This window comes from Pedobacter jeongneungensis (genome assembly GCF_000633455.1).
Taxonomy (GTDB): Bacteria; Bacteroidota; Bacteroidia; order Sphingobacteriales; family Sphingobacteriaceae; genus Pedobacter; species Pedobacter jeongneungensis_A.
In genome coordinates this window covers 160,345-183,781 of the sequence record NZ_AYMG01000039.1, presented here as the reverse complement: position 1 = coordinate 183,781, position 23,437 = coordinate 160,345, and the positions used below count along the sequence as shown (strand labels likewise).

Here is a 23,437-nt window from a genome sequence, read left to right as displayed (position 1 = left end):
CCACCGGAAAAGTAAATGTTGATCCGAATACGCCGAGCGGTACTTATACCTTAACTTATCAGATTGCTGATAAACTGAATCCAGGTTCTACCAAAACGGCAACAGTTACCATCACGGTAGATGCGCCGGCACTGGTAGCTAATGATGATGCAGGTACGGCAAATGGTTTTACTGGTGGTTTGGCAATTGCAGATGTATTGGCCAACGATACTTATAATGGTAATCCGGCTACTTTAGCCCAGGTTACCTTATCGCAGGTTTCAACCACAAATGCGAATGTAACTTTAGATCCTGCTACCGGAAAAGTAAATGTTGCTGCAAACACAGCTGCAGGAACTTATACCGTAGTTTATCAGATACTGGATAAAGTAAATCCGGCTCAGGTTAAAACCGCAAATGCGGTGGTTACTGTTACGGCGCCCCAAATGACTGCAAATGCCGATCTTGGTACTGCAAATGGTTTTACAGGTGGTGTAGCCGTTCCTAATGTTTTAGCGAACGATACCTATAATGGTGCTCCGGTAACTTTAACCAATATAACCTTAACCCAGGTTTCAACAACAAATGCCAATGTTACCTTAAATCCGGCTACCGGGCAGGTAAACGTTGCGGCCAATACCCCTGAGGGCACTTATACATTGGTATACCAGATTGAAGATAAATTAAATCCCGGCCAAAAAACAACGGCAACAGTAACCATCACAGTTGGTGCACCTGCGCTTGTGGCCACAGCCGATAACGGCTCGGCCAATGGCTTCACAGGCGGGGTAGCCGTCCCTAATGTTTTAGCGAATGATACCTATAATGGAAACCCGACTACCCTTACAAATGTAAATTTAACACAGGTTTCTACTACTGATCCAAAAGTTACCTTAAATGTAGCTACGGGTGAAGTTAATGTGGCACCGAATACACCAGCTGGTACTTACACGGTAGTTTACCAGATCGAGGATAAATTAAATCCTGGTCAAACCAAAACAGCTAACGTAACAGTTACTGTGAACGCACCTGGTATTCTGGCTGTAAACGATTCGGGCTCAATTAATGGTTTTGTAGGTGGAACAGCCGTTAACAATGTGCTGGTAAACGATACTTACAATGGAACAACTGCAACACTTAATGAGGTTAATCTTTCACTTATTTCTACTTCAGATGCTAAAGTAACCTTAAATACGGCTACTGGTGCGGTTAATGTTGCAGCAAATACAGCGGCAGGAACTTATACTTTAGTGTATCGCATTACTGATAAAGTAAATCCAACCTTAACTTCAGATGCAACGGTATCGGTTACTGTTACAGCCCCGGCAATTGTAGCAAATGCAGATAATGGTTCTGTAAATGGTTATGTTGGTGGTGTGGCTGTACCGAATGTATTGGTAAATGATACCTACAATGGTGCTCCGGCCACCTTAACCAATGTTACCTTAACGCAGGTTTCAACAACGAATGCAAACGTTACTTTAGATCCAACAACCGGAAAAGTTAATGTAGCAGCCAATACCCCAGCGGGTACTTATACCCTTAATTATCAGATTGAAGATAAATTAAACCCTGGTCAGAAAACAACGGCCAATGTAATTGTGACGGTTAATGCACCTGTATTAACAGCAAATAACGATACAGGTTCGGCCAATGGCTTTACCGGAGGTGTTGCTGTACCGAATGTACTATCAAATGATAGTTATAACGGTGACCCGGCAACCCTGACCAATGTAACCTTAACTCAGGTTTCTACTACCAATGCAAATGTTACCCTGGATGTAACTAGTGGTGCAGTTAATGTTGCTCCAAATACACCTGCAGGTACTTATATGGTAGTTTATCAGATTGAGGATAAATTAAATCCTGGTCAAACTAAACAGGCTTCGGTAACCATTACGGTTGCTGCGCCGGCAATTGTTGCCACAAATGATGCTGGCTCGGCCAATGGTTATACTGGTGGGTTAGCCGTATCGAATGTATTATCGAACGATACTTATAACGGTGCTCAGGCAACTTTAACCAATGTTATTTTAACACAGGTTTCTACCACGAATGTGAATGTAACTTTAGATCCGGCAAACGGAGCAGTAAATGTTGCTGCCAATACACCGGCTGGAACTTATACCGTGGTTTACCAGATTGAGGATAAATTAAACCCTGGTTTGAAAACTACGGCTAACGTTACTGTAACTGTTGATCCGATTGCACTGGTTGCAAATGCTGATGCCGGAACGGCCAACGGTTTCACTGGTGGAACTGCTGTAAACAACGTATTGGCTAACGATATGTATAATGGTGGTCAGGCAACATTAAACAATGTTACTTTAACACAGATTTCTACAACAAACGCAAACGTTACTTTAGATCCAATTACCGGAAAAGTTAATGTAGCGCCAAATACTCCTGCCGGTACCTACACTGTAGTTTATCAGATTGAGGACAAATTAAATCCTGGTCAAACCAAACAGGCAAGTGTTACCATTACGGTTAATGCGCCTGTAATGACCGCAAATGGTGATACCGGAACAGCCAATGGTTTTACCGGAGGTGTTGCTGTACCCAATGTGCTGACAAATGATACTTATAACGGCGTAAGCCCTGCAACTTTAACCAATGTAACTTTAACCCAGGTTTCGACTACTAACCCAGGTGTATCACTAGATGTGACTACTGGTGCAGTTAATGTTGCTCCGAATACGCCTGCAGGAACTTATACTTTGGTTTACCAGATCGAGGATAAATTAAATCCTGGTCAAACCAAACAAGGTTCGGTAACCATTACGGTTGGTGCACCGGCAATTGTTGCCACAAATGATGCTGGTTCGGCCAATGGTTACACAGGTGGAGTAGCCGTATCGAATGTATTATCGAACGATACTTATAACGGTGCTCCGGCAACTTTAACTAATGTTACTTTAACACAGGTTTCTACCACAAATACGAATGTAATGTTAGATCCGGCTACCGGAGTGGTAAATGTTGCTGCCAATACACCGGCAGGAACTTATACTGTGGTTTACCAGATTGAGGATAAATTGAATCCTGGTTTGAAAACTACGGCTAACGTTACTGTAACTGTTGATCCGATTGCATTGGTTGCAAATGCTGATGCCGGAACGGCCAACGGTTTCACAGGTGGAACTGCTGTAAACAACGTATTGGCTAACGATATGTACAATGGTAGTCAGGCAACATTAAGCAATATTACTTTAACACAGATTTCTACAACAAATGCAAACGTTACTTTAGACCCGACAACCGGAAAAGTTAACGTAGCACCAAATACACTGGCAGGAACTTATACTGTAGTTTACCAGATTGAGGACAAATTAAATCCTGGTCAAACCAAACAGGCAAGTGTGACTGTTACGGTTAATGCGCCTGTAATGACTGCAAATGGCGATACCGGAACAGCCAATGGTTTTACCGGAGGTGTTGCTGTACCAAATGTATTGACAAACGATACCTATAACGGTGTAAGCCCTGCAACTTTAACCAATGTAACTTTAACCCAGGTTTCGACTACTAATCCAGGTATATCACTAGATGTGACTACCGGTGCAGTTAACGTTGCTCCGAATACGCCTGCAGGAACTTATACTTTGGTTTACCAGATCGAGGACAAGTTAAATCCTGGTCAAACCAAACAAGGTTCGGTAACCATTACGGTTGGTGCACCGGCAATTGTTGCCACAAATGATGCAGCAGCGATTAATGGAATATCAGGCGGAACAGCAGTTGCTGATGTATTGGCGAACGATACCTATGATGGCAATACCGCAACATTGGCAAATGTTACTTTAACTCAGGTTTCTACATCGAACCCAGGCGTAACCTTAGATGTTGCTACAGGAAAAGTGAACGTAGCCGCTGGAACGCCAGAAGCTACCTATACTTTGGTTTACCAGATCGAAGACAAATTAAATCCTGGCAAAACTGCTCAGGCTACTGTAACCATCACGGTAACTGCTGCACCAATGCTGGCGGTTGATGATAATGGCACCGAAAATGGTTTTGAAGGTGGTGTAGCCGTTTCAAATGTATTAACAAACGATTTATTCAATAACGCACCTGCTACATTGGCTGGTGTATATTTAACTGAAATATCTACAGATAATCAAAATGTGAAATTAAATGTAGGTAACGGTCAGGTTTATGTTCAGCCAGGTACTCCGGCAGGCGTTTACAAAGTGGTTTATACCATTACCGATCGTGTTAATACTATAGAAGTAAAACAGGCAACAGTTACTGTTACAGTAACCGCACCGGCAATAATTGCAAATGCAGATAACGGGCAGGTAAATGGTGTAACAGGAGGTAATGCAATTGCAAACGTTCTGGCTAACGATAGCTACAATGGCGCAACTGCGACTTTAACTACGGTTAACCTGAAACAGATTTCATCTGATTATGCTGCTTTTGTAAACTTAGATCCGGCTACTGGTCAGGTAAATGTTTTGGCAGGTACCAAAGCAGGAACTTATCATGTGGTTTACGAGATTGAAGATAAGCTTAACCCAGGTTTAACCAAACAAGCTACTGCTACCGTTGTGGTAGATGCCCCTGTAATGGTGGCCAACAGTGATGCAGGTTCGGCAAACGGATTTACCGGAGGCTTGGCTGTTCCAAATGTACTGGCAAACGATTCGTACAATGGTTCGCCAGCAATCCTGGCTAATGTAAACCTAAGTCAGTTATCAACTACTGATCCGAATGTAACCTTAGATCCAGCAACCGGAGCAATAAATGTAGCTCCAAATACAAAAGCGGGTACTTATACTGTTGAGTATCGAATCGAGGATAAACTGAATCCAGGCGCATTCCAAACCGGAACGGTAACTGTTACGGTTAGTGCCCCTGCACTGGTGGCCAATAACGATATTGGCTCAGCAAATGGTTTTACAGGTGGAGCTGCCATCGCTAATGTATTGGCAAACGATACTTACAATGGTGCTGTTGCAACCTTGACAAATGTTAAATTAGCGCAAGTATCAACTGATAATCCAAATGTTACCTTAGATGTTACAACCGGTACCGTAAATGTAGCCCCAGGTACTAAAGCCGGAACTTACACGGTAACCTATACCATTGAAGACCGCTTAAACCCTGGGTCAGTCAAAACTGCGATTGCTACCATTACAGTAACCGCACCGGCAATAATTGCAAATGCAGATAACGGGCAGGTAAATGGTGTAACAGGAGGAAATGCAATTGCAAACGTGCTGGCTAACGATAGCTACAATGGCGCAACTGCAACTTTAAACACGGTTAACCTGAAACAGATTTCATCTGATTACGCTGCCTTTATAAACTTAGATCCGGCTACTGGTCTGGTAAATGTTTTGGCTGGTGCCAAAGCAGGAACTTATCATGTGGTTTACGAGATTGAAGATAAACTTAACCCGGGTTTAACCAAACAGGCTACTGCTACCGTTGTGGTAGATGCCCCTGTAATGGTGGCCAACAGTGATGCAGGTTCGGCAAACGGATTTACCGGAGGTACGGCTGTTCCAAATGTATTGGCAAACGATTCATACAATGGTTCGCCAGCAACCCTGGCTAATGTAAACCTAAGTCAGTTATCAACTACTGATCCGAATGTTACTTTAGATCCAGCAACCGGAGCAATAAATGTAGCTCCAAATACAAAAGCAGGTACTTATACTGTTGAGTATCGAATCGAGGATAAACTGAACCCAGGTTCGTTCCAAACCGGAACGGTAACTGTTACGGTTAGTGCCCCTGTGATGGTGGCCAATAACGATATTGGCTCAGCAAATGGTTTTACAGGTGGAGCTGCCATCGCTAATGTATTGGCAAACGATACTTACAATGGTGCTGCTGCAACCTTAACAAATGTTAAGCTGGCGCAAGTATCAACCGATAATCCGAATGTTACCTTAGATGTTACAACGGGTACCGTAAATGTAGCTTCAGGTACAAAAGCCGGAACCTATACGGTAACCTATACCATCGAAGACCTGTTAAATCCGGGATCAACCAAAACTGCAGTAGCTACGGTTACCGTAACCGCACCGGCAATGGTTGCAAATGGCGACAATGGATCGGCAAACGGTTTAACAGGGGGTACAGCCATAACAAATGTATTGGCGAACGATACGTTTAATGGTAATGCTGCAACCGCTGCGAATGTTAAATTAACGCAGGTTTCAACAGATAATGCCAATGTAACACTAGATCCGGCAACGGGTGCTGTAAATGTGGCGCCAAATACACCAGCCGGAACTTATACAGTGGTTTATCAGATTGAGGATATCTTAAATCCCGGTTTAACTAAAACTGCAAATGCAGTGGTAATTGTAACGGCACCAGTGATGGTTGCAAATGCCGATAACGGAACCGTAAATGGCGTTACCGGTGGAGTAGTGGTAACCAATGTATTGGCTAACGATACCTATAATGGTAATCCGGCTACTTTAGCCGATGTTACCTTAACACAGGTATCAACTACAAATGGAAACGTTACTTTAGATCCGGCAACCGGAGCTGTAAATGTACTTCTGAACACACCAGCCGGAACATATACCGTGGTTTACCAGATTGAGGATAAATTGAACCCTGGTAAAACCGTAACTGCAAGTATAACCGTAACGGTTGCTGCACCAGCATTGGCTGCTAATGCTGATTCTGGAACGGCAAATGGTTACAGTGGTGGCACGGCCGTAAACAATGTACTGGCCAACGATACTTACAACGGCGGTTCAGCTACTTTAGCTAACGTCAGCTTAACACAGGTATCAACCACGAATGCGAATGTAACCTTAGATCCGGCAACAGGGAAGGTTAACGTTGCACCGAATACTCCTGCAGGAACCTATACTGTGGTTTATCAGATTGAGGATAAATTAAATCCTGGTCAAACTAAACAGGCAACTGTAACCATTGAGGTAACTGCACCGGCAATTGTTGCCAATGCAAACACCGGTACAATTAACGGTTTAACAGGTGGTACTGCAGTAGGCAACGTATTAGCCAACGATACTTACAACGGGGCACCGGCAACACTTGCACAGGTAACCTTAACGCAGGTATCAACTTCAAATACCAATGTTACTTTAGAAGTAACTACAGGTACTGTTAAAGTGGCTCCAAATACTCCTGCCGGTACTTATACCCTGGTTTACAGAATTGAGGATAAATTAAACCCTGGTGAGTTTGTAGATGCAACAGTAACCATTATTGTAACAGCACCTGAGCTAATTGCAACCAGCGATTCTGGTACTGCAAACGCAGTTACAGGTGGTGCAGCGGTAGAAAACGTATTGGCTAACGATACCTATAATGGTAACCCGGCTACATTGGCCAATGTTAACTTAACACAAGTATCTACCTCTAATCCGAATGTTACACTTGATGTAACTACAGGAAAAGTGATCGTAGCGCCAAACACCCCGGTAGGAACCTATACAGTTACTTATCAGATTGAAGATAAGTTGAACCCTGGTCAAACCAAAACCACCAGCGTAACCATTACGGTAACTTCTGGTATCATTTTGGCAAATGACGACAGCGGAACTGCAAATGGATTTACAGGTGGGGTAGCTGTGGCTAATATTTTAACCAACGATACCTATAATAACGGTACTGCGGCAGCGGTTGCTGGTGTAACCATTACGCAGCTATCAACCAGTAATGCAAACATTAATATTAATCCGGCAGATGGAAGTGTTAATGTAGCTGCGGGTACATTGCCCGGAACCTACACTTTACAGTATAAAATTACTGATAAGTTAGATCCGGCACAATCATCAACGGCTATCGTAACCGTGGTTATTCCTAACTGGATTACTGATCTGTCGGTAACTAAAGTTGCCAATAAAACTTCGGTAGAAAATAACGGAACCATCAGCTATACCATTACGATTACCAACAACGGACCAGCAACGGTTCTGGCTGGAAAAGCAATTGGTGTAACGGAAAACCTTCCGGCAGGATTGGAAAATGTAACTTATACAGCAACTGGTGGTACATATAATGCAACCGCAGGTACATTTACTTTAGCTGCAAACTTAACTGCAGGTCAATCGGTAACACTTGTGGTAAATGGAAACGTAAATGCAACTTTTACCGGAACGTTAACTAATCAGGTAACTATAGCTTCGGCAACTGGTACCAACGATCCTGATCAGGCAAACAATTCGGCAACCGTGAGTACACCGGTGTTAAAAGGTGGAATAGCCTTAGTGAAAACAGGGGCAATTTCTACTGATGGAAACAGCATTACCTATACGTTTACCATATTCAATACCGGCACTACTGATTTAAATACCATTGTATTAACCGATGCTAAACTAGGCTTAAATAAAACAATAGCCGGACCATTGGCAGTTGGTCAGAGCTTAACCGATACAGAAGTATATACCTTAACCCAGGCAGATAAAGATGCTGGTTCGGTAACCAACTCTGCTACATTAAGTGCTAAAACAAATACAGGAAATACAATAAGCGATGTTTCAGGTACTGATAAAACAAACGATACCCCAACGGTTACTTCGTTAACACCATCGCCGGCATTTACGTTTACCAAAGTGGTTACAGGCACAGTACCAACAACAGCTGGTGGTGTATTAAATTACAATTTGATTGTAACCAATACCGGTAATGTAACCTTAACAAACATTGTGGTAACAGATGCAAATGCAACGGTAAGCGGATCGCCAATAGCAACACTTGCTCCTGGCACATCTGTAACAGTTACCGCTACGCATACCTTAACCCAGGCAGATGTTAATGCAGGCAGTGTAACTAACCAGGCCAATGCAACGGCTAAAGATCCAAGCGGTAACAATGTGACCAAAGTTTCTGATAACCCTGCAACAACAACACCAAATGATGCAACGATAACGCCATTGGCACCATCGCCATCATTTACGTTTACCAAGGTGGTTACAGGCACAGTACCAACAACAGCTGGTGGGGTATTAAATTACAATTTAATTGTAACCAACACGGGTAATGTAACCTTAACCAATATTGTGGTAACAGATGCAAATGCAACGGTAAGCGGATCGCCAATAGCAACACTTGCTCCGGGCGCATCTGTAACAGTTACCGCTACGCATACCTTAACCCAGGCTGATGTTAATGCAGGCAGTGTAACCAATCAGGCCAGTGCAACGGCTAAAGATCCAAGTGGTAACAACGTGACCAAAGTTTCTGATAACCCTGCAACAACGGCACCAAATGATGCAACGGTTACTTCATTAACACCATCGCCATCATTTACCTTTGCTAAAGTAGCTTCTGGTACAATTCCAACAGCTGTTGGCGGTACTTTAAATTACAACTTAACGGTAACCAATACTGGGAATGTAACTTTAACCAACATTGTGGTAACCGATGCCAATGCAACCGTAAGTGGTTCGCCAATTGCAACACTTGCACCAGGTGCAGCGGTAACATTAACCGCAACACATGTACTTAGCCAGGCAGATGTTAACAATGGTAGTGTAACCAATCAGGCCAGTGCAACCGCGAAAGATCCGCAAGGAAACGATGTGACTAAAGTTTCTGACGATCCGAACACTACCGCTCCTAATGATGCAACAGTTACATCAATCGCTGCAAATGCATCAATGAGCTTAACCAAAGTAGCCACCAACAGCGTAAGCAAAGTTGGAGATGTGATCAATTACAACATTATAGTAACCAACACAGGTAACGTAACCTTAACAAATGTTGCGGTAACTGATGCTGGTGCAGATGCAGGGTCAATCACTCCGGCAGGCATAGTAAGCTTGTTGCCAGGTGCAAGTGTAACCGTAACGGCTAAACACACGGTTACTTTAACTGAGGTGAATGCAGGTTCGTTTACTAACCAGGCTTCCGCAACTGCACAAACACCAGGTGGTGCAACATTAATCAAACCGAAATCGGACGATCCGACTACTCCTGCTGTTGATGATGCAACCATAACGGTAATCGCTCCGGCATCTACCATTACCCTGGTTAAAACAGGTACATTAAGTGCTGATGGAAATAGCATTACGTATAACTTTAGTGTTAAAAACACAGGTAACGTAACCTTGCACATCATTACCCTGGTTGATGCCAAACTTAACCTGAACAGGGTAATTCCAGGCACATTGGCTCCGGGTGCAACGGTAACCGATAGTTATGTTTATCAATTAACCCAGGCCGATAAAGATGCAGGCAGTGTAACCAATAGTGCAACAATTACTGGTCAAACACCAGCCAATGTTTCGGTTAGCGATATCTCTGGTACAGCTGAGAATAACAATACACCAACAGTAACATTGGTGCCTAACGCCGGATCGATAGCATTGGTTAAAACATCAGTATTTAATGGCAATAAAGTAACCTATACGTTCACCATTAAGAATACAGGAACTGTTACTTTAAACACCATTACCTTAACTGATGCCAAACTGGGCTTAAACAACAAAGTGATTACAGTTGCGGGCGGACTTGCTCCGGGTGCAACCACAACCGATGTTGAAGTGTATACCTTAACCCAGGCCGATAAGGATTTAGGTACGGTAACCAATACCGCAACCGTAAATGCGAAAACATTGGGTGGTGCAAACGTAACGGATGTTTCAGGAACAGCAGAAACAAACAATACGCCAACGGTTACTACTTTCCCTAAATCGCCAATTGCTGTTGATGATAAAGGACAAACTGTAGCCAATGCACCAGTAGTAATTAATATACTGGCAAATGATGATCCGGGTAACTCAACCTTCGATAAATTAACGGTTGAGATTATCAAACAGCCTGCACATGGTACTGTAAAAGTAAATGCTGATGGCACGGTAACTTACACACCAGATCCGGGTTATGTAGGTGAAGATGTGTTTAGCTACCGCGTAAAAGATGCTTACGGATATTACACCAATGTAGCGGCTGTAACTTTAACCGCTAGCTTCACAGGCATCACCATTCCTAACCTGTTTACGCCGAACGGCGATGGTATTAACGATGCCTTCGAGATCATTGGCCTTAACCAATACCAGGCCAACGAACTGCAGATCGTAAACAGATGGGGTAATGAAGTGTTCCACGCCAAAGGTTATCAAAACAACTGGACAGGCGAGGGATTGAACGAAGGTACTTACTACTACTTGTTACGTGTTAAAAAAGCAAACAGCGATGAGTTCGAAGTATATAAAGGTTACATCACTTTGATCAGAGCGTTTAAAAAATAGAATAAGACTTAGTTCAGCCCGGTTTTTAAAATCAGGCTGAACTTTAAGATGTTAAGATAATGAAGAAATTAATATGGTTAATAGCAGGTTCGTTTTTGTTGCTTTCGCGACCGGTATCTGCACAACAGGATGCCCAGTACAGTCAGTACATGTTTAACGGGATCTACATTAATCCGGCCTATGCGGGTTATAAAGAAGTGCTAAATGTGCATAGCTTTTACCGTAGCCAGTGGACGGGCATTACCGGAGCACCGAGAAGCATGTCGCTTGCCATCGATGCCATTGCAAACAGCGGTAACGTTGGACTTGCGCTTCAGGTGGCCAGTGATAAACTGGGTGCACAGACCAACTTGAGCGTTTATGGCAATTATGCTTACCGCATCAGGATGAATGATGATGGTAGCTCGAGGTTAGCTTTAGGCCTTGGAGTAGGAATGGTGCAGTTGGGGATCGACGGATCGATGCTGAACCCAAACAACCCGGAGCCCAACCAGCCTGTAGGTGTACAGAGTACCATTGTGCCCGATGCCAGGGCAGGAGTGTACTTCGCCAACGATAAATATTATGCTGGTTTCTCGGTAGATAACCTGATTGCCACTTACATCAATATCGACCGTTATGCCTTTATCCCACAGCCAAAACCGCACTATTATTTAACTGCTGGTGCATTGTTTCCGCTTAATGAAGATTTTCAGATCAAACCTTCATTTCTGTTAAAAGACGACCGTGGCGGCCCGACCAGTTTAGATGTAAATGCATTCTTATTGATCAAAGATTTTCTTTGGGTGGGCGGTTCATATCGTACAGGCGTAAAACTGTATGACAAAAGTTATCTTCAAAAAGACCTTACTCCCCGCAACTCAGCCGTTGCCGCCATACAGATTTTTCCTTCAGAGAAAATCAGGATCGGTTATGGTTATGATTTTTCCGTTGGTCCTTTGCAGGGTTACAGCGGCGGAACGCATGAGATTTCTCTATCTTATTCATTTATTAAACCAAACATCAGGTTGGCAACTCCAAGGGTGTTTTAACCAAGTATTTAAGTATTTTTGACTAAATTATCCAAACAACATAATGAAGAAAATTTTAATAGGTACCTGCATTTCTGCATATTGTTTATTTGCCTTCAATTTTTCGGCAAAAGCGCAATATGTACTTAAAGATGCCGATAAGCAGTATGAGCTGTTTAATTATAGCAAAGCAATTGATTTATACGAACAGGCCTATAAAAAGAAAAAATCTTTACACGTAGCAGAGCGTTTAGCCAGTTCGTATGCGCTTGTTTACAACTACAAACAGGCAGAAAGCTGGTATGGCATTGCCGCTAAAATGCCCGATAGCAAACCCGAAAACATTTTGGGTTATGCCAAAGCCCTGCAGAACAATTCGAAATACAGTGAAGCCAAACTTCAGTATTTAAATTACATCGATAAAAAGAAAGATGTATCCGAAAAGCAACAGGCTGTTTGGATTGCTTCCTGCGATTCGGCCTTAAAATGGATCAAAAATCCGAAGAAAATCGAACTGATCAACCAGGTTGCCTTAAATAGTGCCCAGTCTGATTGGGGTGCCGTTAATTATCAGGGCGGGGTAGTATTTACTTCCGATAGATCGGCCAAAGGGTTGGAATCAGAAGAAAGCAGGCCTTTCCTACGCTTCGACGGATCGAAAGAACCTGATAAGCAAGTGTACGGGTGGACAGGTAACGGGTATTTAAAACTATATATTAAAGCTTCACCAAAAGATAGCCTTCAATTGTTTCCAATCAAAGCAGGAACAAGGTATCACGTAGGTTCGGCAAGCTTCACCGGCGATGGTAAAACCATGTATTTTACGTTAACCCGTATTTCTAACGAGTTAGAAAAAATAAAAAACAAGCCGAGTACTGTAAATGTAGAAATTTACAGCAGCTCCAAAGATGCTGATGGTAAATGGAGCGAGCCGGTTTCATTCGCCTATAATAATGTAAACGACTATTCCGTTGGTGATCCTTTTATTACCAAAGATGGAAACAGCCTTTACTTCGCTTCGAACATGCCCGGCGGATTGGGCGGTACCGATATTTATGTATGTTTAAAAACCGATGCAGGCGAATGGGGCAAACCGATTAACCTGAAAGAAGTAAATACAGAAGGTAACGACCGTAGTCCGGTTTTTGATGAAAAAGATAACTTCTATTTCTCCAGCGATGGCAGGGTAGGTATGGGCGGACTAGATGTTTATCAGGCTTTAAGAGAAGGCGGTGGCATTGGTAAGGTCGAAAATATGGGTTATCCTTTTAACTCTCCACAGGATGATTTCGGTTTTAGCCTGAACGAAAAAGGCGGGATCGTTTACCTTTCGTCCAACCGTGATGGTGGTTTAGGTAGCGATGATATTTACACCATCGATCAGAAAATGATCCTGGCCTTTAAATTAGAAGGTCGGGTTTTTGATAAAAACAGCAATCAACCGATTGCAGGTGCATTGGTAACTTTAGCAAAGGTAAACGGATCGATCTTAAAAACTGAAACCGACGATAACGGTGGCTATAAGTTTAATTTGGCCAAAGAAACTGAATATAATGTTTCAGCAGAAAAAACAGACTATAGGTCTGACGTAGAAAACCTGGCAACTATTGGTTTAACCACTTCAAGTGTACTTACCCAAAACCTGTATCTGGAAGGTGTGGTGATTGATAAAGCCATCAGGTTAGAAAACATTTACTACGATTTCGATAAGTGGAATATCCGTCCGGATGCTGCGGTTGAACTGGATAAGCTGGTTAAAATCATGAAAGATAACCCAACCATCTGGATCGAATTAGGTTCGCATACCGATAGCAGGGGTAAGGATAATTACAACTTAAACTTATCGCAAAAAAGGGCCGAATCTGCCGTGCAGTACATCATCTCCAGAGGGATCGATAAAAACCGAATTACCGCTAAAGGTTACGGAGAAACACAGTTGTTAAACAAATGTGCCAATGGAGTGGAGTGTACCGACGAAGAACACCAGCTGAACAGACGTACCGAGTTTAAAATCGTAAAACAATAAATACAGATAAGGAAATAATATATTTAATTTTTTAGTACATGCCTTCGATGAAAATTGGAGGCATTTTTTGTTTCATCCGTGGTTCGTGTCCCCACGCACCACAGCGTTATTTTCAATACTTCTACACCATAGTTGTAATCCAACGATTTATATTCTTTTGCCACGGATGCACAGAAACACGGAATATCTTACTTTCCATGATTGCCCTTCCATACTCAAAAAGGTTTAACCACAGAGGCCACAAAGATAAATCACAGAGAAATAGCATAGATTACCATGAGTTGTCAGTCTGAGCGTAGTCGAAGACCGTATTCAATAATCACAATTCCTTGGTTCGTGTCCTCACGCACCACTACGCTATTTTCAATGCCTCCACTCCATGTTCGTTAACCCACTGACTTATATTGTTTTGCCACATATACACCGCGTTTCGTCATTCCCAACCTGATTGGGAATCTTAATGCAATAAGCTTTAAGATTCCCGACTTTGCGAGAAAGGCGATTCTACTTAATGTCCTTAACTTCTTAATGGTCAGAAATGATGGGAAATGTAAAATGGATGATGGAATAATAATTCAGTAGATAAAAAAACTTACATGTCCTTAAATGCCTTATATGGTTAAACTATCTTTTCGTGGTTCGTGTCCTCACGCACCACTACGTTATTTTCAATGCCTCCACTCCATGTTCGTTAACCCGCTGACTTATATTGTTTTGCCACATATACACCGCGTTTCGTCATTCCCAACCTGATTGGGAATCTTAATGCAATAAGCTTTAAGATTCCCGCTTGCGCGGGAATGACGGCTCTGCTTAATGTCCTTAACTTCTTAATGGTCAGAAATGATGGGAAATGTAAAATGGATGATGGAATAATAATTCAGTAGATAAAATAAACTTACATGTCCTTAAATGCCTTATATGGTTAAACTATCCTAATTTCCGTGGTTCGTGTCCACAAGCACCACTACGCTATTTTCAATGCCTCCACTCCATGTTCGTTAACCCACTGACTTATATTGTTTTGCCACATATACACCGCGTTTCGTCATTCCCAACCTGATTGGGAATCTTAATGCAATAAGCTTTAAGATTCCCTCCTGCGCGGGAATGACGGCTCTGCTTAATGTCCTTAACTTCTTAATGGTCAGAAATGAGGTTTTTCACTTAATCATAATACAAATTAAAAACTAAAATTGTTAGTATTTTGTTAGAAAAAGCTATCTTTATTTATATTTTAAAACTAAAAATATTAGTATTTTTGTTTTCAATCATCCCAATTGTACAGAAATGGAAAAAGAAAGGCAGATTATTCACATGGATCAAGATGCATTTTTTGTGTCGGTAGAAATTAGAAAAAATCCCAGATTAACAGGTAAACCCGTGATCATCGGTGGTGGCGGCGATCGTGGCGTGGTAGCCTCCTGCAGTTACGAAGCCCGTAAATATGGCATACATTCGGCAATGCCCGGCCGCACCGCAAAACTGCTCTGCCCACAGGCGATATTTTTGAAGGGCGACATGGAAGAGTATTCCAAGGCATCACACGAGATTACCGAAATCATTGCCGATAAAGTGCCATTGTTCGAAAAAGCCAGCATCGACGAACATTATATCGATATGACTGGTATGGATCGTTTTTTTGGCTGCATGAAATTTGCTTCAGAACTCCGGCAAACCATTATCAGAGAGATGGGACTGCCCATTTCTTTTGGTCTTTCCATTAACAAAACAGTTGCCAAAATTGCCACCAACGAATCCAAGCCGGGCGGTGAGTTACAGGTTACCTATCCCGAGCTGCGGCCTTTTCTCGATCCGCTTGCCATTCATAAAATTCCGGGTATTGGTCATGCTACCTATAAAAAACTGAGCGAAATGGGCGTCCGCGAAATCCTTACCCTCACGCAGATTCCCCAACAACTCATGTTTAAAATACTGGGGCAGCATGGATTGAGCCTATGGCAAAAAGCAAACGGAATCGACCTGGCACCCGTAGTGCCTTACCGCGAAAGAAAATCGATCGGTACACAAGCTACTTTCGAAAGCGATACCATGGATATGGCCAAATTAAAGGCCATCATTACTGGCATGGTTACCGGTTTAACCTTTCAGCTCCGCAACCAAAAAAAACTGACCGCCTGCATCACTGTAACTGTACGTTATACCAATTTCGAAACCGTTACCCAGCAAGAGCGGATTCCTTATACCTCGCTCGATTCCTTTTTGATCAGCAAAGCACATAACCTGTTCGAGAAAGTATATTCAAAGCGGATGTTGCTGCGCCTCGTAGGCGTAAAACTTTCGCACCTGGTAAGTGGTTACGAACAAATCGGTTTATATAATATTGCCGAAGAAGAATATAGCCTTTACCAGGCCATGGATAAAGTACGCAATAATTTTGGCACCGAAGCAGTGGTAAAAGCCTGTATTGTTACCCAGCCACCCCGCGATGAAATGGGTAAAATAATCAAGTATAATCCACGCAAAAAGAAAGTATTGATCGAAAATACCGAAGAAGAAGAGCCGGAAGTAAAAAAACGTTCGAAAATCAGAAGTTTTATGAGCGAAAAAGGAGTAACAGGCACAAAATCTTACGAATAGTTATGTTTTTGAATATTCATTCTTCTTACAGCCTGAAATATGCTACACAGAGCATTGATCAGCTGATTGCTACTGCGCGGCATTTAGGGATCCACCAAATGGTGCTTACCGATATCAACAACTCAACCGGGGCGGTAGAATTTATCCGCGAATGCTACAAACAAGGCATTGCCAAAGAAGCCGACGAAATACACAGGGGTAATATTCCTTACCAGATTAAACCTGTTGCCGGGATCGAATTTCGCATCGATAATAAATTGTTGTATGTGGGGATTGCCAGAAATAAAGAAGGCATGCGCGAACTAAATGAATTTTTAAGTCACCACAACATTTACAACATTCCATTGCCAGAAGTTCCGCCCCAAATGGAAAATGTGTACATCATTTATCCCTTTCATAAAACTTTTAACCGAACATTAAAAGCAAACGAATATGTAGGCATCCGTGGCAAACAGCTCAATTTTTTGTATAAACACCCGGTTTTAAAACAGAAAGAAAAACTGCTGGTGTGGCATCCCGTTACCGTGGGCGATAAAATTACTTACCGGCTGCACGAGTATTTCAGAGCCATTGAGCTCAATACCCTTTTAAGTAAAGTACCTGAGGAGCAAAAATGCGATCCGGATGAATTTCTGATCCCCGAAGCTGAACTTACGCAGCAGTTTGAACAGTATCCCTTTATTGTTCAGAACACGCAAAAACTGATCAATAGCTGCGATTTAAGTGTTTATTTCGAAGATGCGCCTGTACCTTCTTCAAAAAATAAGTTTTTTTACACCAATGATTTCGAGGGTGATAGAAAAATGCTCCGCGGGCTGGCCGAAAAAGGGCTTAAGGACCGTTATGGCGAAAATAATACTATTGCCATCGAACGTTTGGAGAAAGAACTGCGGATTATTGAGCTTAAAAATTTCTGTGCTTATTTCCTCATTACCTATGATATTGTAGATTATGCGATGAATAAACGTGGATTTTATCACGTGGGCCGTGGTTCGGGTGCGAACAGCATTGTGGCTTATTGTTTGCGCATTACCGATGTAGATCCGATCGATCTCGATCTCTATTTCGAACGTTTTCTGCATGAAAAAAGAACCAGTCCGCCAGATTTTGACATCGATTTTTCATGGGATGAAAGAGAAGTGATACAGCGTTATATTTTTGAACGTTATCCCAAATGGCATGTTGCTTTTTTGGGTACCATGAGTACTTTTAAAGATCGTGCCATCATCAGGGAAATCGGTAAGGTAATGGGTTTGCCTAAAGAAGAAATAGATAGTTTTACCGATCCCACCAAAGAGCGCGAAAACTTGCTTAATACCACCTATCAAAAACTATTGGCCGTGTACCAATATATGAAGGGGATGCCCAACCAGCGTTCCATCCATGCCGGAGGGATTTTGATTTCACAAGAGCCAATTACCTATTATACCGCATTGGATATGCCGCCAAAAGGTTTTCCAACGGTACAATGGGACATGTACGAAGCCGAAGCCATAGGTTACGAAAAATTCGATATATTAAGTCAGCGCGGTATTGGACACATTCGTGAGGCCGTGCAATTGATCAAAAAAAATAAAGGAAAGGATATTGATATTCATGATTTTCCAGCCTTTAAAAAAGATCATAAGCTAAATGATATCCTTAAACAAGGACAGCCTATTGGATGTTTTTATATCGAATCGCCTGCCATGCGGCAATTGCTTAAAAAGCTAAAATGTGATAATTATCTTACCCTTGTGGCCGCCAGTTCCATTATCCGCCCGGGTGTGGCCAGTTCGGGTATGATGAAATCCTACATCGAACGTTACCACGCGCCCGAAAAAGTGGTGTACCTCTGTGAAGTGATGAAAGAGCGGCTTAGCGAAACCTATGGCGTAATGGTTTATCAGGAAGATGTGATTAAGGTTTGTCATTATTTTGCAGGCTTAGACCTGGCTGATGCCGATATTCTCCGTAAAGCCATGAGTGGTAAATACCGGTCTAAACTCGCCTTTGATGAACTGGTAAATAAGTTTAAAGTTTCGGCCAGGAATGAAGGTCACTCAGAGGAATTGATAAATGAGGTGTGGCGGCAGATTTCATCCTTTGCAGGTTATAGTTTCTCTAAAGCACACTCCGCTTCCTTCGCAGTAGAAAGTTACCAAAGTTTGTATCTCAAAACGTATTACCCCATGGAGTTTATGGTCGCCGTGCTCAATAATTATGGTGGTTTTTATAGTCGTTGGGTATATGTGCACGAACTGCAAAAAACAGGAGCGAGGGTGCACTTGCCCTGTATTAACAAAAGTGATGAGGTGGTAACCATAACAGGCGAAGATGCCCACCTGGGTTTTATCGGTATTCAGGGTTTGGAAGAAAAAAACATTAAAACTATTCCTCATGAACGTAAAGCGAACGGCCCATATCTCGATCTCGAAGATTTTGTGAAGCGCACCTGCATTTCCCTCGAACAGGCCATTCTCTTAATCCGCTTGGGGGCATTGCGCTTTACCGGAAAAGATCGGAAAACCCTGCTTTGGGATGTGCACAATTACCTCGGCTTTAAGCAAAAAAAAGTAAATCATGCTGAGCTCTTTAAGCTGAGTTACAAAACCTATGAACTGCCTGCATTGATGGATTCGGAACTGGAAAATGCCTATACTGAACTGGAATTACTGGGGTATCCGCTTAATTATAAAATGTTCGATTTTTTAAAAACACCTTATCGCGGCGATGTCATGACAGCCGATCTGCACAAACATTTAGGCAAAACGGTGAGGATGGTGGGCAATTATGTGTGCGAAAAAACGGTACATACCATTAAAAATACCAAAATGTGGTTCGGTACTTTTTTAGATGCGAATGGCGATTTCTTTGATACCACCCATTTTCCCAACACCACACCGATGTATCCTTTTAAAGGAAAAGGATGTTACCTCATTTTAGGAAAAGTAGTAGAAGATTTCGGCTTCCAGAGTATTGAGGTGTTAAAGTTTGCCAAGTTGGATATCCAGATGAACCCGGTAGCGATTTAAATCATTTCATCGTCATTGCTGAGAAGGCTTTTTCAGCCGACGAAGCAATCTTACAACGGTAACTATAAACATGCGCTTTAAGATTCCCGCCTGCGCGGGAATGACGGCCGCACTATAGATTCTGTCTATTTATAGATCTCATCGTTTCGCGTTGTTTCAGTCGAGATGTACAACTGCTCTATAAAAAGAATCAATAGCCTAACAATTTTATCGTTTACGAGTTAAAACATAATTTTTATATTTAAACCATGATCCACTTTAAGGCAGAAATAGAGCGTTTCGAAACCATGGGCGAAAAAACCGGATGGAGTTATGTATTTATCCCCGCCGCTTTGGCCAATGAAGTTAAACCCGGTTGTAAAAAGAGTTTCAGGGTAAAAGGAAAAATAGACCAGCTTGAAGTAAGCGGATTGGCAACCATCCCAATGGGAGAGGGCGATTTTATTATTGCCTTAAAGGGCGAACTCCGTAAAAAACTAAAAAAAGAAGCCGGATCAACTGTAGAACTATCTTTGGAAGAAGATAAAGATTTTAAGATAGAAATGCCTGAGGACCTCGAAATCTGCCTTTCAGAAGAGGAACATTTGATCCGGAACTTTTTAAAACAACCTAAATCGCATCAAAACTATTATATCAACTGGATTAACCAGGCGAAAACAGAACCCACCCGTACCAAAAGAATTGTGATGACCGTAAAAGCAATGGATAAGGGACAGGATTTTGGGGCAATGATAAGGGAATCGCAGGGCAAGTCTTGAGTCTTGGTTGATGGTGAGGTATTTAATGTTTCATAGCCCAATTGCTTAACCTATAGGCTAATATTATTTGCCGATAAGAAATCTATAGAATCAAACTATTAATCGTTAGCTATAAGCCATGGACTTAGGACACACTACTGAAGACTCCGGACTGAAAACTACGACTTCGGACTTCCGACTCCAGATTCTCTTTTATAACTCCTAAACCAGCTATTCATTTTCATTTGAATAACCCCTAAAAAGGCTTCTCTAAAAATTTTGGTACTCATTTTAGAAGTTCCTTCAGTTCTGTCTGTAAAGATGATTGGAACCTCAACTACTTTAAACCCGAATTTAATGGCGGTAAATTTCATTTCGATCTGAAAGGCGTAGCCTACAAATTTAATTTTGTTAAGCGGAATGGTTTCTAAGACAATTCTGCGGTAACATTTAAAACCAGCAGTAGCATCCTGAATATTTATCCTTGTAATAAAGCGGACATACATTGAAGCAAAGTACGACATTAAAACCCTGCCCATTGGCCAGTTTACCACATTTACACCTTTTACATAGCGCGAACCTATGGCCACATCTGCACCATTTACACAAGCTTCGCGTAAACGGGTTAAATCATCAGGGTTATGAGAGAAATCGGCATCCATTTCAAAAATATAAGCATATTCTCTTTGTAAGGCCCATTTAAAGCCATAAATATATGCTGTACCTAATCCTTGTTTGCCAGCGCGCTCTTCTATAAATAAATGACCATCGTATTCAGCCTGTAAAGATTTTACAATTTCGGCAGTTCCGTCCGGAGAACCATCATCAATAATTAAAACATGAAAAGGCTGGGTTAAAGAAAAAACCTTTCTAATGATCTTTTCGATATTTTCCTTCTCGTTGTAGGTGGGAATGATGACTAAACTATCTGACACGTTTGTTGTGGTTTTTTTAATAAGGTAAGCTGTTGCTTTTGTATTTATAAGTTGCAATTTGCTTTCAAAAGGCGAAAGTAAAGATTTAATATGAAATCATCATGAATTTTCTTTTGTTGGTCCGAATTTGTAATCCGGACCTTTTGTTCTCTAGATTTATAATCTGATTTTCCTAAGACGGGATTGCAAATCCCGAATAACATTTAGATCTGCGCAAAATTAGGCTTTAATGTACTTGACCATTGTACCTAAACCCGACAGCAGCGGCAGCTTCCGATTTTTCATCGGAACTATAGCGAATGGCGGGACTAAAGATGCCAAGAACCACTGTCCTTTCGTTTTCAAATGATATTGAATATGTTGTTTATTCGAATATTTGTCAGTCTGGAGCCTGTCGAAGACTTTTGCTTGTTTCCCTCGACAAGCTCAGGATGACAACTTTTGCTTAATTTAACTTTTACCTCACCTCCTGCATCAAACGCCTTACCAGCTGCGAAAAAATAATCAATGCCAAACCTGCAATTAAAGAGTATAAGGCCAGGGCTTTATAACCTTCGGTGTAGGCCATTAATTTGGTGGTTAAAGAGGCATGATCAATGCTCGACATTTCTGCACCTAGTTTACCGGCAGCCAGCTGCCCGAAAGCACTTGATAAAAACCAAAGTCCCATCATCATACCGAACATTTTCTTTGGCGATAGTTTCGTAATAATCGACATCCCTATCGGACCTAAGCAAAGCTCGCCAAGCGTTAACAACAAATAAGCAAACGTAAATACATTTAGCGAACTAATGCCCTGCGCATTGGCAAAAAACCTGGTGGCATAAAAAACATAAAAACTTATTGCCAGTAAAAGGAAACCGATTCCGAATTTTACTACTGTATTTGGTTCAATTTTACGTTTGTAAAGGCCTAACCATAAAATACCTACAATTGGACTAAAAACAATCACAAAGAAAGAATTCGCGCTATTATTAACCACATTGGGATCCATATTAAAGAATAGGATTTTGTGATCGAGGTTATCTTTTGCAAACAGCGACAGTGAACCACCACTCTGCTCGGATATAGCCATAAATATGAAATAACAGAAGATAAATACAAAGGCCGCCAACAATTTATATTGTGCTGTTTTATCTTTTATGCTAAACGTTTCGTAAAGGAAATAAACCATGGCAATAATACCGATGGTGTACATGAAATAATCGGTAAATGCAGTGTTTTTTACCATAATATAAATCAATGGAATACATACTATAGAACCTGCATAAACAGCTATTTCTGATAGTTGCTGTTTTGATTTTTTAAGATGCAGCAATGGCGAATTTCCGATGGGGCCTAAGTGTTTTTTAGTAAAAATAAAGGTGCCCAAACCAAACATCATTACCAGGGCTGCCGATAAGAAACATAAATGCCAGTTATAATATTTACCTAAATAAATACACATGGCACCGCCCAATAAGCCACCTACATTAATACCGGCGTAAAAAAGGCCGTATCCTGCATCCCTTCTGTTATCTTTTTCATGGTAAAGTTCGCCAACCATTGAGGATACGTTGGGTTTGAAAAAACCCGTACCGATAATGGATAAGGTTATACCTATATAAAAGAGATCGTGAGGTGAAAATGCCAAAACAAGATTGCCGATAATCATTAACGAACCACCCCAAAATAGCGATTTCCTAAACCCAAGAATCTTATCGGCAAAAATACCGCCAATAAAGGTAAATGCGTACACAAAAGCCTGTATTGCACCATATTGCAGGTTCGATTTCTGGTCACTCAAACCCAGCTGTTCTACCATAAAAAAGGCCAATACACCACGCATGCCATAAAAACAGAAACGTTCCCACATTTCTACCAACGACAGATGCCAGAGTTGTTTAGGATATTTTCCCTCAAAATTCTGGATCTCTTCTATTGAAACTGTTTTTTCCATTAAA

General features: G+C 41.7%; 8 protein-coding genes. 6 read left to right on the top strand and 2 right to left on the bottom strand.

Going from position 1 to position 23,437, the window contains the following annotated elements; genetic code table 11:
- The 6 genes from U859_RS0129220 to U859_RS0129195 all read left to right on the top strand — a co-directional run.
- Positions 1 to 11,171: T9SS C-terminal target domain-containing protein (locus tag U859_RS0129220; protein ID WP_025146750.1), on the top strand; the 11,171-nt coding region annotated here is incomplete at its 5' end.
- Between the two features lie 59 nt (positions 11,172 to 11,230).
- Positions 11,231 to 12,202, top strand: coding sequence for a type IX secretion system membrane protein PorP/SprF (locus U859_RS0129215; RefSeq protein WP_025146749.1), 972 nt, complete (start codon positions 11,231 to 11,233; stop codon positions 12,200 to 12,202).
- A gap of 43 nt (positions 12,203 to 12,245) precedes the next feature.
- On the top strand, positions 12,246 to 14,207 hold the full coding sequence (locus tag U859_RS0129210) for an OmpA family protein (protein ID WP_025146748.1): 1,962 nt from the start codon (positions 12,246 to 12,248) through the stop codon (positions 14,205 to 14,207).
- A gap of 1,290 nt (positions 14,208 to 15,497) precedes the next feature.
- Positions 15,498 to 16,808 (top strand): DNA polymerase IV, encoded by a 1,311-nt coding sequence (gene dinB / locus U859_RS0129205; protein ID WP_025146747.1) that lies wholly within the window; start codon positions 15,498 to 15,500, stop codon positions 16,806 to 16,808.
- A 2-nt stretch (positions 16,809 to 16,810) separates the two neighbouring features.
- Positions 16,811 to 19,822 carry a DNA polymerase III subunit alpha gene (gene dnaE / locus U859_RS0129200; protein ID WP_025146746.1) on the top strand — a complete coding sequence of 1,004 codons (3,012 nt, stop codon included), beginning with the start codon at positions 16,811 to 16,813 and terminating at the stop codon, positions 19,820 to 19,822.
- Between the two features lie 248 nt (positions 19,823 to 20,070).
- The gene (locus U859_RS0129195; RefSeq protein WP_025146745.1) at positions 20,071 to 20,580 is read left to right on the top strand and encodes a YdeI/OmpD-associated family protein; all 510 of its coding nucleotides are present in this window, start codon (positions 20,071 to 20,073) and stop codon (positions 20,578 to 20,580) included.
- Positions 20,581 to 20,738: 158 nt separating this feature from the next.
- On the opposite strand, the gene U859_RS0129190 is transcribed toward U859_RS0129195, so the two are convergent.
- Together U859_RS0129190 and U859_RS0129185 are read right to left on the bottom strand one after the other, a co-directional pair.
- Positions 20,739 to 21,494 carry a polyprenol monophosphomannose synthase gene (locus U859_RS0129190; protein ID WP_025146744.1) on the bottom strand — a complete coding sequence of 252 codons (756 nt, stop codon included), beginning with the start codon at positions 21,492 to 21,494 and terminating at the stop codon, positions 20,739 to 20,741.
- Positions 21,495 to 21,951: 457 nt separating this feature from the next.
- Positions 21,952 to 23,433 carry a peptide MFS transporter gene (locus U859_RS0129185; RefSeq protein WP_025146743.1) on the bottom strand — a complete coding sequence of 494 codons (1,482 nt, stop codon included), beginning with the start codon at positions 23,431 to 23,433 and terminating at the stop codon, positions 21,952 to 21,954.
- Between the last annotated feature and the right edge of the window lie 4 nt (positions 23,434 to 23,437).

Bases quoted from the DNA above. Each gene is read 5' to 3' on its own strand.
- dinB (WP_025146747.1), top strand. From the start codon at position 15,498: ATGGAAAAAGAAAGGCAGATTATTCACATGGATCAAGATGCATTTTTT.
- dnaE (WP_025146746.1), top strand. From the start codon at position 16,811: ATGTTTTTGAATATTCATTCTTCTTACAGCCTGAAATATGCTACACAG.
- U859_RS0129195 (WP_025146745.1), top strand. From the start codon at position 20,071: ATGATCCACTTTAAGGCAGAAATAGAGCGTTTCGAAACCATGGGCGAA.
- U859_RS0129215 (WP_025146749.1), top strand. From the start codon at position 11,231: ATGAAGAAATTAATATGGTTAATAGCAGGTTCGTTTTTGTTGCTTTCG.
- U859_RS0129210 (WP_025146748.1), top strand. From the start codon at position 12,246: ATGAAGAAAATTTTAATAGGTACCTGCATTTCTGCATATTGTTTATTT.
- U859_RS0129185 (WP_025146743.1), bottom strand. From the start codon at position 23,433: ATGGAAAAAACAGTTTCAATAGAAGAGATCCAGAATTTTGAGGGAAAA.